The organism is Nonomuraea corallina, assembly GCF_027620315.1.
Lineage (GTDB): Bacteria > Actinomycetota > Actinomycetes > Streptosporangiales > Streptosporangiaceae > Nonomuraea > Nonomuraea corallina.
Genome location: NZ_JAPNNL010000177.1, coordinates 1 through 15127, shown reverse-complemented (window position 1 = coordinate 15127; position 15127 = coordinate 1). Strand labels below are relative to the sequence as shown.

Here is a 15127-nt window from a genome sequence, read left to right as displayed (position 1 = left end):
GGCTTCGCCGAGCAGGTCAGGGGCGCCCGGCTGGTGATCACCGGGGAGGGGTCGCTCGACGAGCAGACGCTGCGCGGCAAGGCCCCCGCCGGCGTCGCCCGCGCCGCCCGCGCGGCGGGCGTCCCCGTCGTGGCCGTCTGCGGCCGCCGCGCCCTCACGGACGAGCAGCTGCGCGAGGCGGGCTTCGAGGCCGCGTACGCCCTCGCCGACCTGGAGCCCGACCCCGTCCGCAGCATGGCCGACGCCCGCCCGATCCTCACCCGCCTCACGGCCCGCCTGGCCGCCGAACGGCTCACCTGAGCCGACCCTGGAAGCCCGCGGCGTGCGGAGGAGCACGAGAGAGCTTGGGGAAGGCACCGCACCGAACGAACGCTGAAGGAGCACGCCCTTGTACGACCTCGTGATCCGGTCACGCAGGACCGTCACGCCCGGCGGCGAACGGCCGGCGGCCGTCGCCGTGCGCGACGGGCGGATCGCGGCGCTGCACGAGCACGCCGCCCCGCTGGAGTCGGCCGAGGACGTCGACCTGCGCGACCTCGTCCTGCTGCCCGGCCTGGTCGACTCCCACGTGCACGTCAACGAGCCAGGCCGCACCCACTGGGAGGGGTTCGCCACCGCCACCAGGGCCGCCGCGGCCGGCGGCGTCACCACCATCGTGGACATGCCGCTCAACGCGCTGCCGCCCACCGTCAGCGTGGCCGCGCTGGAGGAGAAGCTGCGCGCCGCCGCCGGGCAGTGTCACGTCGACGTCGCCTTCTGGGGCGGCGCCGTCCCCGGCAACCTCGCCGACCTCAGGCCGCTGCACGACCGGGGCGTGCGCGGGTTCAAGTGCTTCATGTCGCCGTCAGGCGTGGACGAGTTCCCCCGGCTCACCCCGGGGGAGATCCGCGAGGCCATGGCGGCGCTGGCCGGGTTCGGCGGGCTGCTGGTCGTGCACGCCGAGGACCCCGCCCTGCTGGCAGAGTGCGCCGGCCCCGGCTACGCCGCGTTCCTGGAGTCCCGGCCGGCGGCGGCCGAACGCAGCGCCGTCGAGCAGGTCGTCCGGCTCGCCCGCGAGACCGGCGCCCGCGCGCACGTCCTGCACGTCTCCAGCGCCGAGTGCCTCGACGTGCTGGAGGCCGCCCAGGCCGACGGCCTCCCCGTCACCGCCGAGACCTGCCCCCACTACCTGACGCTGACCGACGCCGACGTGCCGGAGGGCGACACCGCCTACAAGTGCTGCCCGCCCATCCGCTCCGCCGACAACCGCGACCGGCTCTGGGACGGGCTCGCCCGCGGCGTGATCGGCTGCGTCGTCACCGACCACTCACCGTCCACCGCCGACCTCAAGGTGCCGGACTTCGCCGCCGCCTGGGGCGGCGTCTCCTCGCTCCAGCTGGGGCTGCGCGCCGTCTGGACGGAGGCGTCCCGGCGCGGGCACGGGCTCGCCGACGTCGCCCGCTGGATGTCGGCCGCCCCCGCCCGGCTGGCCGGCCTGCGCCGCAAGGGCGGCATCGAGCCGGGCAAGGACGCCGACCTGGTCGCCTTCGACCCGGACGCCGCCGAACCCGTCGAGGCCCGGCGGCTGCACCACAAGAACCCCGTCACCCCGTACCAGGGCCGCCGCCTCAGGGGGGCCGTGCTCACCACCTGGCTGCGGGGCCGGCCCGTCGACGGCGTCCCGTACGGGACCTTCCTGCTGGAGGCGTAGATGCGTGACGTCACCCGCCTGCCCGACCTCGCGCTGCGCCGCCACGGCGGATCGGTCGTCGCCGCCAGTGACGAGTCCTTCGCCGGCAAGGAGAACCTCATCCGGCCCGGCAAGCCCGGCTTCCAGGCCGCGACCTTCGACGGCAAGGGCCAGGTCTACGACGGCTGGGAGACCCGCCGCCGCCGCGAACCGGGGCACGACTGGGCGATCGTCCGCCTCGGCCTGCCCGGCGTGATCCGCGGCGTGGTCGTCGACACCGCCTGGTTCACCGGCAACTACCCGCCGCACGCCGCCGTCGAGGCGGCCGAGGTCGCCGGCCATCCGTCGGCGGCCGAGCTGGAGCGGGCCCCGTGGGTCACGATCGTGCCCAGGAGCCCGCTCCAGGGGGACAGCGAGCACCTGTTCGAGGTGCCGGGCGAGCGCCGCCACACGCATGTGCGGCTGGTCATGTATCCCGACGGCGGCATCGCGCGGCTGCGCGTGCACGGCGAGCCCCGCCCCGACCTGTCGGTGTGGGACGGGCTCGGCCTCGACCTCGCCGCCCTGGAGAACGGCGGGCTGGTCACCGCCTGCTCCGACGCGTTCTACTCCTCGCCCCACAACGTCATCGCCCCCGGCCTGGCGCGCAACCAGGCGGAGGGCTGGGAGACCGCGCGCCGCCGCGACGGCGGGAACGACTGGCTCGTCGTCCGCCTGGCCGGGCGCGGGCGCGTCAGCCTGGCCGAGATCGACACGACCAATCTGATCTTCAACGCGCCCGCCGCCGTGACCCTCACCGGCCTCGACGGCGACCGCGAGGTCCCGCTGCTGCCGAGGACCCCGCTCCGGCCCGACACGCCGCACCGCTTCCGGCTCGGCCCGCACGACCCCGTCGATCACGTACGCGTCGACATCCATCCCGACGGCGGCCTGGCCCGCGTGCGCCTGTGGGGGCACCTGGTGTGATCCGCCCCGCCGCCCGGAGCGGCGGGGCGGTCACCCTAGTGCCAGAGGTGGACCTCCGAGCCCGGCGGGCGCTCGGAGTTGGGCGTCGGGCGCTGGAAGCGCACCACGCCGCTGTTGGACAGGTTGTGCACCCGCACCCGGAAGCCCTGCGCCTGCAGCTCGTTCTTCGCGTCGTTGATGCCCTTGCCCATCACGGCCGGCATGATCCGGAACTCCTGGTCGTCGCGGGCCTCCTGGTCGCCCCGGAACCAGTGCCAGAAGTCGGTCTGGCAGCGCGCGACCGTGATCATCGCCCCGGCGCCCTGGTCGACCTCGGACTTCGCCTTCGGCGCCTGCGCGATCACGGTGCAGGGCTCGGCGTCGTCGTCGACCTCGTTGACCTGCACCTGGAAGCCCTGCTCCGTCAGGAACGCCGCCGCCTGGTCCTTCGGCATGCCCCCCACGTCCGGCATGACCAGGCCCGCGCTGACGTAGATGTCGACCTTGGCGCCTTCCTTGACCTTGTCGCCCACCTGCGGCGAGGTGCGGATCACGTGGTTGCGCTCCACCTCGAGGTTCTTGACGCGGCGCATCCTGCCCACGGTCAGCCCCGCCTCGGCGATCGCCGCCCTGGCGTCGTCCTGCGTCATGCCGGCGGTCTTCGGCACCAGCACCCGCTTCGGGCCCAGCGACGGCACCAGCGTGATCGTCGCGCCGGCCTCCACCTGGGTGCCGTGGGCCGGATCCATGGCCAGGACCGATCCCTCGGCGATCTTCTCGTCGTGGCGGCCCTCGACCTTGACGACCTTGAAGCCCTGCGCCTTCGCGCTCTGCTCGGCCACCGCGAGGTTCCTGCCCACGAGGTTGGGCACGATCTTGTAGCTCTTCTGCGAGAAGTAGAGCCCGGTCGCCGTGACCGCGACCACCATGACCACGGCCAGCGCGATCAGGAACCAGCCAGGCTTGAACCGGCCGCCCTTCGAGCGCGGCGGAGCCGGCGGCGGCGCCTCCTCGCGCGGCTGGATCAGCGTGTGGAGCGGAGCCGCGGGCGGAGCGGTGAACGCGCCGGACGGCCGGGCGGGCTGCGGGCCCGACAGCCTCGGCAGCGCCCGGTGCGCCTCCACCGCCTGCACCAGCATCGCCGTGGCGTCCGCCGGGCGGTCCTGCGGCTCGCGCGCCGTCGCCCTGGCCACCAGCGTGTCGATCAGCGCGGGCACCTCGCCCACCAGCGACGACGGCGGCGGCACCGTGTCGTGCACGTGGCGGTAGGCGACCGACATCGGCGTCTCGCCGTCGTACGGCTGCCGGCCCGTCACCAGCTCGAACAGCATGATGCCGCACGCGTAGACGTCACTGCGCACGTCGGCGCCGCCGGTCATCACCTGCTCCGGCGACATGTAGCCGATCGTGCCGATCATCACGCCGGTGCGCGTCTGGTTGGTCGCCTCGATGGCGCGGGCCAGGCCGAAGTCGACCACCTTGATCCGGCCGTCGTCGGCCAGCAGCACGTTCTCCGGCTTGACGTCCCGGTGGACCATGCCCGCCTGGTGGGCCGCGCCGAGCGCCGCGAGCACCGGGATCAAGATCTCCAGCGCCTCGCGGGCGGGCAGCCTGCCGCGCTCGCGCAGCACGTCACGCAGGGTCTTGCCGGGCACGTACTCCATCGACAGGTAGACGACGTCGCCGTCGGTGCCCTGGTCGAAGACGTGCACCACGTTGGGGTGCGAGAGACTGGCCACCGACTTCGCCTCGCCGATGAACCTGCGCACGAACGCTGGGTCGTCGGCGAGCGAACGGTGCATCACCTTCAGCGCGACGGTCCGGTCCAGCCGGATGTCCAGCGCGAGGTAGACAGTCGCCATGCCGCCCCGGGCGATCCGGGACTCGACGCGGTAACGCCCGTCGAGCAGCCGACCGACCAGAGGGTCCGCAGTCGTCGTGTCCACCCGGCTGAGTTTACGGGCGTTTCGCCCCCGGGAAGGCCTGACCACCCGAAACCGATGCCGAGCCGTGCCGTTCCGTGACGCGAGCCTGCTGCTGAGCCGTGAGGAGACCGGCATTGCGTGGCTCGTCACGCCTGCCGAAGGCCGCGAAACGGGTCCCGGAGTGTCGCCGCGCCGGGAGAACATACTCCCGAAGAAAGTTCTTCTTTTCCGGGCGACCCCTCTCGGCGACGTGGCGTGTCCGAAAAGCGGGACCTCCGGATCGGCCGCGGTCGGCGCGGTGTCAGGGGGACATCGGGGAGGACGCCTCGGCGTACCGGCGGCGGGGGATCCGGCCCGCCAGCCGGGCGGCCCGGCCGGCCTGGACGGCCGAGCGCATCGCCGAGGCCATCAGCTCGGGCCGCTGCGCCCGGGTGACCGCCGTCGCCAGCAGCACCGCGTCGCACCCCAGCTCCATCGCCAGCGCCGCGTCGCTGGCGGTGCCGACGCCCGCGTCCAGGATCACCGGCACCCCGGCCGCCTCCACGATCAGCTCGATGCTGTGCGGGTTCCTGACCCCCAGGCCGGAGCCGATCGGCGCGCCCAGCGGCATGACCGCCGCGCACCCCGCCAGCTCCAGCCGCCGCGCCAGCGCCGGGTCGTCGCCGATGTACGGCAGCACCACGAACCCGTCGGCCACGAGCCGCTCCGCCGCGTCGAACGTCTCGATCGGGTCGGGCAGCAGCGTCCGCTCGTCGGCGATGACCTCAAGCTTGACCCAGTTCGTCCCCAGCGCCTCGCGCGCCAGCCGCGCCGTCAGCACCGCGTCGCCCGCGGTGAAGCAGCCCGCCGTGTTGGGCAGCACCTTGATGCCGCGCCGGTGCAGCACGTCCAGCACCGACCCGCGGGCCCGCGGGTCCAGCCGCCGCATCGCCACCGTGGTCAGCTCGGTCCCGGACGCCTCCAGCGCCTGGTCCAGCACCTCCAGCGAGGGCGCGCCGCCGGTGCCCATGATGAGCCGGGAGGAGAACTTCTCCCCGGCGATGATCAGATCATCCACCTTGCACCGCCGTCAGCACCTCCACGCGGTCGCTGTCGCGCAGCGCCGTCGTCTCCCACGCGCCGCGCGTGACCACTTCGTCGTTCACGGCCACCGCCACGCCGGTGGCCGAGGCGGTCAGGGTCCGCACGGCCTGCCCCACGGTCATGTCCTCGGCCACCTCGTGGGCGACCCCGTTGATCATCACCTTCATGACACATCCCGAAATCTCGCCGGTGAGCACAGTGTCGCGAGGCCGGTCTCCTCGCCTTCCAAGATCGCTGCGGTGAGCGGCGCGAGCAGCACCCCGCCGCGATGGTGACCGGTCGCCAGCAGCAGGCCGGGGGTCCCGCTCGGCCCGATGACCGGCAGGTTGTCCGGCGTGCCCGGCCGCAGCCCCGCCACCACGTCGGCCACCTCCAGCTCCGTCACGCCGGGCACCAGCTCCCTGGCGTCGCGGAGCAGCTCGTAGACCCCGCCCGCGGTCACCCGGGTGTCGAACCCCAGCTCCTCCTGCGTGGCGCCGACCACCAGCTCCCCGTCGCCGCGGGGCACCAGGTAGACCGGGGTGCCGTGCACGCTCCCGCGCACGCACCGGCCCAGCAAGGGCTGAGGGGACCGCAGGCGCATGATCTGGCCCTTCACCGGCCGTACCGGCACCTCGGCCAGCTCCCCGCTCCACGCCCCCGCCGCCAGCACCACCCGCTCGGCGGCCAGCGTCGCGGTCGCCGGCTCCGGCGGGGCGAGTCGTACGCCCACCACGCGGCCGCCGTCGCGCAGCAGCTCCCTCACCCGGGCGCGCACCACCGGGACGCCGAGCCGGTCCAGCGCGGCGAGCAGCGCCGCGGTCACGCGGCGCGGGTCCACCCAGGCGTCGGTACGGGCCAGCAGCCCGCCGCGGACGGACGGCGCCAGCATGGGCTCCAGCCGCCGGCACTCGCGCCCCGTCAGCCGCTCGACCGGCAGCCCCAGCTTCTCCATGAACCTGGCCTGCTCGTCCAGCATCGCCAGATCGTCGGACCCGAACGCGACGTCCAGCGTCCCGTCCTCCCGCAGATCCAGCCCGGCCCGCGCGGCCGCCAGCCACTGGGCCGCCTCACCCGCGTCTCCGAGCCCGGTGAAGGTCGCCCCGGTCTGTCCGTCTGCGCCGGTCCTCGCGGCCGGCTGTCCATGGGCCCCGTCACCCGAGCCGTCGAGCCCGGCGAAGGCCGCTCCGGCAAGGTCGCCGGCCTGCTCGTCCGCGCGAAATCCGGTGGCCGCTGAGGGGGTGAGTCCCGCGTCGGCGGCGAGGGCGGCGGCGAAGGCGGGCCAGCGGCGCAGGGACGCGGCGCCCAGGCGGAGCAGGGGTTCCTCGGTGTAGGTGACCTCGCTGATCGGGGCCAGCATGCCCGCCGCCGCGTAGGAGGCGCCGGTGGCGGGGGACGGGTCCACCACCACGACCTCGCGCCCCCGCCTGGCCAGCCGCCAGGCGATGGACAGGCCGACGATGCCGCCTCCGACGATCACATCCATGTCCGCTCCCTTCGCCGGCATGATCCGGATCAGGTGTCTTGCGGTCGAAGGCCCGGTCAAGCCTTCCTCTCAGCCCGGTGACGGCCGGACTCCCGCGCGTCGTGCACCACCACCCTACGACCTCCGGTGACAGGACGACACGCCGGAGTCCCGTACACCCGCGGCGCCCGCGCCGGGCCCGGCGGGCCGGGAAACGCGAAGGCGGCCGCGGGGAGCGGTGAGGCGGAGCGCCAGGTGAGGGCGGAATCAGGGCTCGGCGCGACGGCGCCGGGCGGCCCCCGTTATGGTCGCTTACGTGAATCATGTCGTGGTGGTGGGAGCCGGACTGGCCGGCGTGCGGAGCGTCGAGGCGCTGCGGGCACGCGGGTTCGGCGGCAGGATCACGCTGATCGGCCAGGAGCGGCACCGGCCCTACGACCGGCCGCCCCTGTCGAAGGCCGTGCTGGCGGGCGACGCCGAGTCCAGCTTCGTCGACTCCGACCTGGCGGTGCTCGAAACCGACTTCTGGCCGGGCGTCACCGCGAAGGCGCTGCGTGACGGGGTCGTGGAGACGACCGAGGGCGAGCTGGGCTACGACGGGCTGGTGATCGCCACCGGCGCCGAGCCCGTCAGGCTGCCCGGCGACGGCCCGCAGCACGTGCTGCGCACCCTCGACGACGCGCTGGAGCTGCGGGCCATGCTGGTGCCCGGAGCGCGGGTGGCGGTCATCGGCGCGGGCTGGATCGGCGCCGAGGTGGCCACCGCCGCCCGCCGGGCAGGCTGCGCGGTCACCGTGATCGAGGCGGGCCCGGCGCCGCTCACGCACGCCGTCGGCGCCGAGCTCGGCGCCCGCACCCGATCCTGGTACGACGGCATCGACCTGCGCCTGGACACGATGGTCGCCGCTGTCGAGGAGGGCGGCGTGGCGCTGGTCGGCGGCGGGTTCGTGGAGGCGCACGTGGTGGTGACCGGCATCGGCGTCCGCCCGGCCGTCGAGTGGCTCGCCGACGCCGACCTCGACCTGCACAACGGCGTCGTCACCGACGAGCACCTGCGCACGTCGCTGCCGAACGTGGTCGCCGTCGGCGACTGCGCCGCCTGGTGGTCGCGCCGGTTCGGCAGGCGGCTGCGGGTGGAGCACTGGGACACCGCGCTGGGCGCGCCCGAGGTGGCCGCCGCGACCCTGCTGGGCGAGGAGGCGGTGTACGACCCGGTCCCGTACTTCTGGTCGGAGCAGTTCGGCCACATGGTGCAGTACGCAGGCCACCACCCCGCCGGGGAGCGGCTGGTCTACCGGGGAGAGGTGACGGGCAAGTGGTCGGCCTGCTGGCTCGCCGCCGACGACACCCTCGCGGCGGTGCTGGCGGCCGACCGGCCGCGCGATCTGGTGCAGGGCCGCCGGATCATCGAAGCGGGTCACCGTCTGGACACGGAACGCCTGGTAGATCCGGACGTCCCTCTACGGGATTGTGTTGTTTGAGCAAGCACGGCGTGTGGTAATTGTGGTTTCGTGACGCTTTCTGTTGCACAGATCGACCGGGAGACCGACGCCCTCGTCGACGAGTGGCTCACTCTCCCCGAAGTGGCCGACCGCATGGGTCTCACCCTGGGCCGGGCCAAGCAGCTCCTCAAGGATCACAAGCTCCTCGGCGTGCGCCGGGGCAGCGGCGGGCCACAGGTGCCCGCGGTGTTCCTCGACGGGCGTGAGGTGATGAAGGGACTGCCGGGCACACTCACCGTCCTCCAGGACGCGGGCTACGACGACGTCGAGGCGCTGCGCTGGCTGTTCACCCCGGACGACTCGCTGCCGGGCTCGCCCGTCCAGGCGATCAGGGCCGGCCGTCACACCGAGGTCAAGCGGCGTGCCCAGGCCCTCGCTTTCTGACGCCCGCCTCTACCTCTGCACCGACGGCCGGCGCGACCGCGGCGACCTCGCCGAGTTCCTCGACGCGGCGCTCGCCGGCGGCGTGGACATCGTCCAGCTCCGCGAGAAGGGGCTGGAGGCCCGCGAGGAGCTGGAGCTCCTCGAGGTGTTCCGTGACGCCTGCGATCGCCACGGCCGGCTGCTGGCGGTCAACGACCGGGCCGACATCGCCTACGCCGCCCGGCCCGACGTGCTCCACCTGGGGCAGGACGACCTTCCTGTGACGGTCGCGCGAGAGATCCTCGGCGACGACATCGTCATCGGCAGGTCCACCCACTCCCTCGCCGAGGCGTCCGCCGCGGCGGTGGAGGAGGGCGTCGACTACTTCTGCTGCGGCCCCGTCTGGCCCACGCCGACCAAGCCCGGCCGGCCCGCGCCCGGCCCGCCGCTGCTCCGGCACGCGGCGTCGCTCGGCGCCGACCGGCCGTGGTTCGGCATCGGCGGCATCGACCTGGCCAACCTGGACGAGGTCATGGCGTACGGGGTCAGCCGGGTCGTCGTGGTCCGGGCGATCACCGACGCCGACGACCCGGGCGCGGCGGCGGCGGAGTTCGCCAAGCGCCTGGCCGCCGGCCACGGCTGACCCGGGGACGTCCTAGCTCGCGCGGGAGGTGGCGGCGACGGCGAGTTCGGCCAGCGCCGCGCGGGCCTCGGGCGTGATCGGCGCCCGCTCCAGCGAGGCCAGGGCCTCGCCGAGATAGTCGGCGATCATGTCCTCGCACGCCCGCAGGGCCCCCGTACCCTCGATGATCTCCCGCAGGGCGGTGACCCCGGCCCCGTCGAGCCCGGGGTCGCCGAGCAGGCGGCGCACGGTCGCCGCGTCGGCCGGGGACGCGGCGGCGAGCGTGCGCGCCACGAGCATCGTCCGCTTGCCTTCGCGCAGGTCGTCGCCGGCGGGCTTGCCGGTGGCGGCCGGGTCGCCGAACACGCCCAGGATGTCGTCGCGCAGCTGGAAGGCGATGCCCACCCGGGTGCCGTAGGCGGTGCACAGCTCGTCCACCCACGGCTCGCGCCCGCCCGCCGCCAGCACCAGGCCGAGCCTGAGCGGCTGCTCGACGGAGTACTTGCCGCTCTTGTAGAGCGCGACCCGCAGCGCCGAGTCGAAGGTGTTCTCGCCGTTGGCCTGCTCCAGCAGGTCGAGGTACTGGCCGCACATCAGCTCGGTGCGCATGTGGTCGTGCACCGGCTGGGCCGCCGCCAGCGCCGGCGCGGGCAGGCCGCTGGTGCACCACATCTCGCCCGACCAGATCAGCAGCAGGTTGCCCAGCAGGATCGCCGCGCCCTCGCCGAACTGCTCGGCCGACCCGTGCCAGGCCGCCTTCTCGTGCAGCGCCTCGAAGCGGCGGTGGGCGGCCGGCATGCCGCGCCGCAGGTCGCTCTTGTCCATCACGTCGTCGTGGACCAGGGCGCTGGCCTGCAGCAGCTCCAGCGAGGCCGCGGCGGTGAACACGCCGGGATCGTCGCCGCCGCCCGCGGCCCGCCAGCCCCAATAGCAGAAGGCCGGGCGCAGCCGCTTGCCCCCGGTCAGCAGGTCCTCCGCCGCCGCCCGGAGCGGCAGGAAGTCGGGCTCGCCGTCGGCCGGGAGACGCCGTTCGACGAACTCCCTGAGGCGGCGATCCACCTGGGTGCGCAGGTCGTCCATCATCGCGGCGTCAGTGGTCATGCCTTGAGACTAGTGGCCCGGCCTGGAAAGGCCGTCGAGCAGGTCGTGGTGCCGTCGCCGGGACAGGGCTGCGGGTACGCTTGGCCCATGGCGCTTGGTCAACCCTCCATCCTGCCCGGCCGTGTCCCCACCGTCCGCGAGCTGCTCGCCTCCGGTGGCCGGTCGTTCTCCTTCGAATTCTTCCCGCCGAAGACCGACGAGGGCGAGCGGCAGCTGTGGAAGGCGATCAGGGAGCTGGAGTCGCTGCGGCCGACGTTCGTCTCGGTGACCTACGGCGCCGGCGGCTCCAGCCGCGACCGCACGGTCGACATCGTCGAGCGGCTGGCGCACGGCACGACGCTGACTCCGGTCGCCCACTTCACCGCGGTCGACCACTCGACCCGCGAGCTGCGCCACCTGATCGGCCGCTTCGCCGACGCGGGCGTGCGCAACATCCTCGCCGTGCGCGGCGACCCGCCCGGCGACCCCACCGGAGAGTGGATCCCCCACCCCGAGGGCGTCCTGTACGCGGAGGACCTGGTCAGGCTGATCCGCCAGTCGGGCGACTTCTGCGTGGGCGTGGCCGCGTTCCCCTACAAGCACCCGCGCTCCCCGTCGATCGAGTCCGACACCGAATACTTCGTGCGCAAGTGCCGGGCGGGGGCCGACTACGCGATCACGCAGATGTTCTTCCGTGCCGACGACTACCTGCGGCTGCGCGACCGGGTCGCGGCCCAGGGCTGCGACACCCCGATCATCCCGTGCGTCATGCCCGTCACGCAGATGAGCACGATCGCCCGGTCGGAGCAGCTGTCGGGGGCGCCGTTCCCGCCGGAGGTGGCCGCCCGGTTCGAGAAGGTCGCCGGCGACCCGGCGGCGGTGCGCGAGCTCGGCATCGAGCATGGCGCCGAGCTGTGCCGGCGGCTGCTCGACGAGGGCGCGCCGGGCATCCACTTCATCACCTTCAACCGGTCGAGCGCCTCACGTGAGGTGTTCCAGCGGCTGCAGCCGGTGCCCGCCGTCTCCGGCTGAACGAGTTCCCCGCGCGCGGGGCGTGCGGGGTGTTGACTACGAGACATGATCGCTGACTTCTGGTTCGACCCGTCCTGCCCGTACACCTGGCTCACCTCGCGGTGGCTGGTGGAGGTGACCAGGGTCCGCCCGGTCGAGGCGCGCTGGCACGTGTTCAGTCTCGCGGTGCTCAACGAGGGCCGCGACGACGACCCCGAGGGCGACCCGGAGGGCTACCTGTGGGTGCCGGCGCGGATCGCCGCCGTGGTGGCCGACCGCTACGGCCAGGAGACGCTCGGCCGCTTCTACACCGCGCTGTGGACCACCGGCGGCCAGGACCAGGACTGGATCGGCGACCTGCGCACCGCGCTGACCGCCACGGGCCTGCCCGCCGACCTGGCCGAGGCCGGGCTCACCGACGAGCACGATCATCTGGTGCGGGCCTCCCACGCCGAGGGCATGGCGCTCATCGGCGGCGACGTCGGCACCCCGGTGGTCGCGGTCAGCGGGGCCGGCGCCGGCCGGGTGGTGTTCTTCGGCCCGGTCCTGTCGCGGGTGCCGGAGGGGGAGCAGGCCGGGCGGCTGTGGGACGGCACGCTCCTGGTCGCCGGCACCCCGCACTTCCACGAGCTGAAGGGCATGCCCCGCGAGGAACCCCGCCTGCCGTGACCTCCGCCCGCGAGGGTGCCACCCGCTCGCAGGGGGACCGAGCGGGTGGCAGGGGGACCGGGTGTGCGGAAGGTAACGGTCCGATCACCGTGCGAAGATGATGCCCGCCGTAATGACCGGCAAAACCTCAGGTCATGAAGGGGTCAGGGGGAGTCTTCTGCCGACGATCGCGTACTCCTCGTACCCGCCGGGGAAGATGAACCGGGTCAGCAGGTCCATGAACCCCATGGCGGCGTACAGGTGACGGGCGGTCGTCGGCTGGTCGTGCGTGGAGAGCACGGCCGTGCGCTCCGGCCGCCCCGCGCACAGGGTGGTGATCATGGCGCGGCCGATGCCCTTGTGCTGGTAGTCGGGGTGCACGTGGATCTCGGCGAGCTCGAACGCGTGGCCCAGCCACGCGTCGGCGGCGTCGGGGCCGGCCCGTTCGGCCAGCGACCGGTGGACGACGTCGTGCCACCACTGGCCCGGCGCGCCGCGGAAGCCGTACGCGAAGCCGACGACCCGCACTCCCTCCGGAGCGTCCCGCCGTTCGGCGAAATAGCACTGGAAGAACGGATAGGCGGCGTGGTTGCGCATGATGGCGCGCCGGCCCGCGACCAGGTCCGCGAGCGGGCGCATGGCCGCGGTGTACACGTCCATCACCGTGTCCAGCCGTTCGGCGAACTCGTCGGGCCCGGCGCCGCGAAACTCGATCACCGTCGCACCCTAGTGCATGTCATTCCACGTCCGCGGGCGTGCCGCCGGTGATGCGGACGAGCTCCTCGAACGTGGTCGGGAATACCGTGAGCGGATGGCCGCCGGCGGCCCACACCACCTCGTGCTTCTGCAGCCAGGTGTCCACCAGCGTGCGGACCGGGGCCGGATGCCCCACCGGGGCGACGCCGCCGATCGGCTGACCGGTCGCCTCCCTGACGAACTCCGGCGTGGCCCGCCGCACCTTCGACACCCCCGCGGTGCGGGCGACGAGCTCCACGTCCACCCGGTGCGCGCCGCTGGTCAGCACCAGCAGCGGCGCCCCGTCGGCGTCGAAGATCAGGCTGTTGGCGATGGCGCCGACCTCACAACCGAGCTGCGCGGCCGCGGTCGCCGCTGTGGGCGCCTTCTCCGGCAGCACCACGATCTCACCGGTCGCACCCAGGCTCCTGAGCGCGTTCTCCACTCGTACCGCGTTGGCGGGCAACTTCTCGGGCATGCGGACACTCTAAACAGATTGACTCCTTCATTACCCGGTTGGACGGTGGTGTAGGGTCCTTTGATTCGCTTTTTACCTGCTTGCGAGGTGGTACCGGTGAAGGCTCGACGGCTTCCGGGAGCGCTCGCTCTCCTGACCGCCGGAGCGGTCGCGCTGACCGGTTGCGGAGCGGCACCCGCCGGGGCGGCGTACCAGGCCATCCCCGCCGCGGCGGGCGCGCTCGCCGAGCCGCCCTCGGCCGTGACCGCGGCCGTGACCGCGCCGACGAAGAAGCTGAAGCTGGGCGCCAAGGGCAAGGCGGTCGTCTGGATGCAGAAACGGCTGCGCGAGCTCGGCTACCGGCCGGGCAGGATCGACGGGCGCTACGGCGGCACCACGCTCGCCGCCGTATGGGCGTTCCAGAAGGTCAACGGCATCACGCCCACCAGCACCATCGGCGCCACCACCTGGCGCGCGCTGGAGCGGCCCAGGCTCCCCAAGGTGCTGGCCGCGAACGGCAGGAAGACCCGCGCCGAGGTCAACCTGACCAGCCAGATCATGACCCTGTACGTGAACGGCGAGCTGAAGCTGATCAGCCACATGTCGTCCGGCAGCGGCGTCCCCTACTGCGAGACCACCGTCTGGCAGGGCAAGGAGCAGCGCTTCTGCGGCTCGGCCACGACGCCGACGGGCACGTTCAAGACCACCTGGCGGCGCGACGGCTGGCACAAGTCCTACCTCGGCGAGCTCTACAACCCGATCTTCTTCAACGGCGGCATCGCCTTCCACGGCGCGCTCTCGGTCCCGCTCCACCCGGCCTCGCACGGCTGCGTGCGGCTGCCGATGAACGTCGCGGAGGAGCTGCCGGGCCTGCTCGGCACCGGGGTTCCGGTCCACGTGCGCGGCAAGTTCCGGCGATGACGTCCGCATAACCGATCTTGGTGACAGGGGCGTTAGCGGCGACCTGCTGAACTCCCTCCACCGCTTCCGGGACGGTCCCGGAGCGGCCGGGGGAGTCTCATGCTGTACGCACCCGCCGCGCTCGCCGGCGCGCCCGAGTCCCGCTCGCCGAGGAGCCGCGTCCGCCTGCTGCTGGCCGCCGGGTTCGCGATCCAGGTGGCGCTGCGGTTATGGCTGTTCCGCTATCACACCAGACCGGTGGCGAACCCGGACGAGGTCGGCTACCTGATCGCGGCCCGGTGGCTGACCGGCGGGCCGGGGATCGACCTCAGCGGCCCCGGCACCACCTTCTACCAGGGCGGGTACGCGCTGCTGCTGACTCCCCTGTACGGGCTGACCGACGATCCGGTGATCGTGTACCGGCTCGTGGTCGTGGTCGGGTCTCTGGCCGCCGCCGGGGTGTTCCCGCTGGCGTACCTGCTGCTGCGGCGGCTGGCCGTCGGCGGGCGGGCGGCGCTGCCGCTGGCGTTCGCGGCGGGGGCGGCGCCCTCGCTGCTGCTGTTCTCGGGGCTGGCCCTGGCCGACGCGGTGCTGCCCACGCTGCTGCTCGGCTGGCTGCTCGCGGTGCACGAGCTGGCCCGGCTCGGTTCGGTGCGCGCCGGGCTGGCCGCGGGGGCGCTGGGCGCGTACGCGGTGGCGGTGCACCTGCGCGGCACCGTGGTGCTGGCCGTGACGGTGGCCGTG

General features: G+C 73.6%; 16 protein-coding genes, 1 pseudogene and 1 riboswitch. Of the genes and pseudogenes, 10 read left to right on the top strand and 7 right to left on the bottom strand.

Features of this window, described 5'->3' with window-relative positions; all coding sequences use genetic code 11:
* From OUY22_RS30545 to alc, 3 genes are all read left to right on the top strand, one after another.
* A partial coding sequence (locus OUY22_RS30545) for a glycerate kinase (protein WP_270158680.1) occupies positions 1 to 300 on the top strand: 300 nt, incomplete at its 5' end.
* A gap of 88 nt (positions 301 to 388) precedes the next feature.
* Entirely contained in the window at positions 389 to 1690 is a 1302-nt protein-coding gene (allB, locus tag OUY22_RS30540; protein WP_270158678.1) for an allantoinase AllB, read from the top strand.
* Positions 1691 to 2635, top strand: a complete 945-nt coding sequence (alc, locus tag OUY22_RS30535) for an allantoicase (protein WP_270158677.1) — start codon at positions 1691 to 1693, stop codon at positions 2633 to 2635.
* Between the two features lie 35 nt (positions 2636 to 2670).
* Here alc and pknB read toward each other — a convergent pair whose 3' ends face one another.
* The 4 genes from pknB to OUY22_RS30515 all read right to left on the bottom strand — a co-directional run bounded on the left by pknB (position 2671) and on the right by OUY22_RS30515 (position 7087).
* On the bottom strand, positions 2671 to 4560 hold the full coding sequence (gene pknB / locus OUY22_RS30530; protein ID WP_270158676.1) for a Stk1 family PASTA domain-containing Ser/Thr kinase: 1890 nt from the start codon (positions 4558 to 4560) through the stop codon (positions 2671 to 2673).
* A gap of 280 nt (positions 4561 to 4840) precedes the next feature.
* A complete protein-coding gene (locus OUY22_RS30525; RefSeq protein WP_270158675.1) occupies positions 4841 to 5596 on the bottom strand; it encodes a thiazole synthase in 756 nt (251 codons plus the stop codon).
* The gene (thiS, locus tag OUY22_RS30520) at positions 5589 to 5789 is read right to left on the bottom strand and encodes a sulfur carrier protein ThiS (RefSeq protein WP_270158674.1); all 201 of its coding nucleotides are present in this window, start codon (positions 5787 to 5789) and stop codon (positions 5589 to 5591) included. Before thiS ends, OUY22_RS30525 begins: the two co-directional genes overlap by 8 nt.
* Entirely contained in the window at positions 5786 to 7087 is a 1302-nt protein-coding gene (locus tag OUY22_RS30515; RefSeq protein ID WP_270158673.1) for an FAD-dependent oxidoreductase, read from the bottom strand. The genes thiS and OUY22_RS30515 overlap by 4 nt, the downstream gene beginning before the upstream one ends.
* Positions 7077 to 7193, bottom strand: a riboswitch (TPP riboswitch). It overlaps the preceding gene by 11 nt.
* Positions 7194 to 7382: 189 nt before the next feature.
* On the opposite strand from OUY22_RS30515, the gene OUY22_RS30510 reads away from it, so the two are divergent.
* From OUY22_RS30510 to thiE, 3 genes are read left to right on the top strand one after another with little or no spacing between them, the layout of a single operon-like run.
* Positions 7383 to 8546 carry an NAD(P)/FAD-dependent oxidoreductase gene (locus OUY22_RS30510; protein ID WP_270158672.1) on the top strand — a complete coding sequence of 388 codons (1164 nt, stop codon included), beginning with the start codon at positions 7383 to 7385 and terminating at the stop codon, positions 8544 to 8546.
* A gap of 30 nt (positions 8547 to 8576) precedes the next feature.
* A complete protein-coding gene (locus OUY22_RS30505) occupies positions 8577 to 8951 on the top strand; it encodes an Rv2175c family DNA-binding protein (protein ID WP_270158671.1) in 375 nt (124 codons plus the stop codon).
* Complete coding sequence (gene thiE / locus OUY22_RS30500; RefSeq protein WP_270158670.1) at positions 8929 to 9573, top strand: thiamine phosphate synthase; 645 nt, start codon at positions 8929 to 8931, stop codon at positions 9571 to 9573. The genes OUY22_RS30505 and thiE overlap by 23 nt, the downstream gene beginning before the upstream one ends.
* Positions 9574 to 9585: 12 nt before the next feature.
* Here the strand turns inward: thiE and OUY22_RS30495 are convergent, their stop codons facing one another.
* On the bottom strand, positions 9586 to 10653 hold the full coding sequence (locus tag OUY22_RS30495) for a polyprenyl synthetase family protein (RefSeq protein ID WP_270158669.1): 1068 nt from the start codon (positions 10651 to 10653) through the stop codon (positions 9586 to 9588).
* 87 nt (positions 10654 to 10740) lie between these two features.
* Between OUY22_RS30495 and metF the strand changes: the two genes are divergently transcribed.
* Positions 10741 to 11664 carry a methylenetetrahydrofolate reductase [NAD(P)H] gene (metF, locus tag OUY22_RS30490; protein ID WP_270158668.1) on the top strand — a complete coding sequence of 308 codons (924 nt, stop codon included), beginning with the start codon at positions 10741 to 10743 and terminating at the stop codon, positions 11662 to 11664.
* Between the two features lie 45 nt (positions 11665 to 11709).
* Positions 11710 to 12312 carry a mycothiol-dependent nitroreductase Rv2466c family protein gene (locus OUY22_RS30485; RefSeq protein WP_270158667.1) on the top strand — a complete coding sequence of 201 codons (603 nt, stop codon included), beginning with the start codon at positions 11710 to 11712 and terminating at the stop codon, positions 12310 to 12312.
* Between the two features lie 132 nt (positions 12313 to 12444).
* On the opposite strand, the gene OUY22_RS30480 is transcribed toward OUY22_RS30485, so the two are convergent.
* The gene (locus OUY22_RS30480; RefSeq protein ID WP_270158665.1) at positions 12445 to 13008 is read right to left on the bottom strand and encodes a GNAT family N-acetyltransferase; all 564 of its coding nucleotides are present in this window, start codon (positions 13006 to 13008) and stop codon (positions 12445 to 12447) included.
* A 19-nt stretch (positions 13009 to 13027) separates the two neighbouring features.
* Positions 13028 to 13504 (bottom strand): YbaK/EbsC family protein, encoded by a 477-nt coding sequence (locus OUY22_RS30475; RefSeq protein WP_270158664.1) that lies wholly within the window; start codon positions 13502 to 13504, stop codon positions 13028 to 13030.
* 96 nt (positions 13505 to 13600) lie between these two features.
* Here OUY22_RS30475 and OUY22_RS30470 point away from each other — a divergent pair, with 96 nt between their 5' ends.
* Together OUY22_RS30470 and OUY22_RS30465 are read left to right on the top strand one after the other, a co-directional pair.
* The gene (locus OUY22_RS30470; protein ID WP_270158663.1) at positions 13601 to 14404 is read left to right on the top strand and encodes a L,D-transpeptidase family protein; all 804 of its coding nucleotides are present in this window, start codon (positions 13601 to 13603) and stop codon (positions 14402 to 14404) included.
* Positions 14405 to 14503: 99 nt separating this feature from the next.
* A pseudogene (locus OUY22_RS30465) lies at positions 14504 to 15127 on the top strand (hypothetical protein); the annotation flags it as partial.

Excerpts from the sequence above, each read along its gene's own strand:
- alc (WP_270158677.1), top strand. The coding sequence starts at position 1,691 with ATGCGTGACGTCACCCGCCTGCCCGACCTCGCGCTGCGCCGCCACGGC.
- thiS (WP_270158674.1), bottom strand. The coding sequence starts at position 5,789 with ATGAAGGTGATGATCAACGGGGTCGCCCACGAGGTGGCCGAGGACATG.
- OUY22_RS30515 (WP_270158673.1), bottom strand. The coding sequence starts at position 7,087 with ATGGATGTGATCGTCGGAGGCGGCATCGTCGGCCTGTCCATCGCCTGG.
- OUY22_RS30495 (WP_270158669.1), bottom strand. The coding sequence starts at position 10,653 with ATGACCACTGACGCCGCGATGATGGACGACCTGCGCACCCAGGTGGAT.
- metF (WP_270158668.1), top strand. The coding sequence starts at position 10,741 with ATGGCGCTTGGTCAACCCTCCATCCTGCCCGGCCGTGTCCCCACCGTC.
- OUY22_RS30485 (WP_270158667.1), top strand. The coding sequence starts at position 11,710 with ATGATCGCTGACTTCTGGTTCGACCCGTCCTGCCCGTACACCTGGCTC.
- OUY22_RS30475 (WP_270158664.1), bottom strand. The coding sequence starts at position 13,504 with ATGCCCGAGAAGTTGCCCGCCAACGCGGTACGAGTGGAGAACGCGCTC.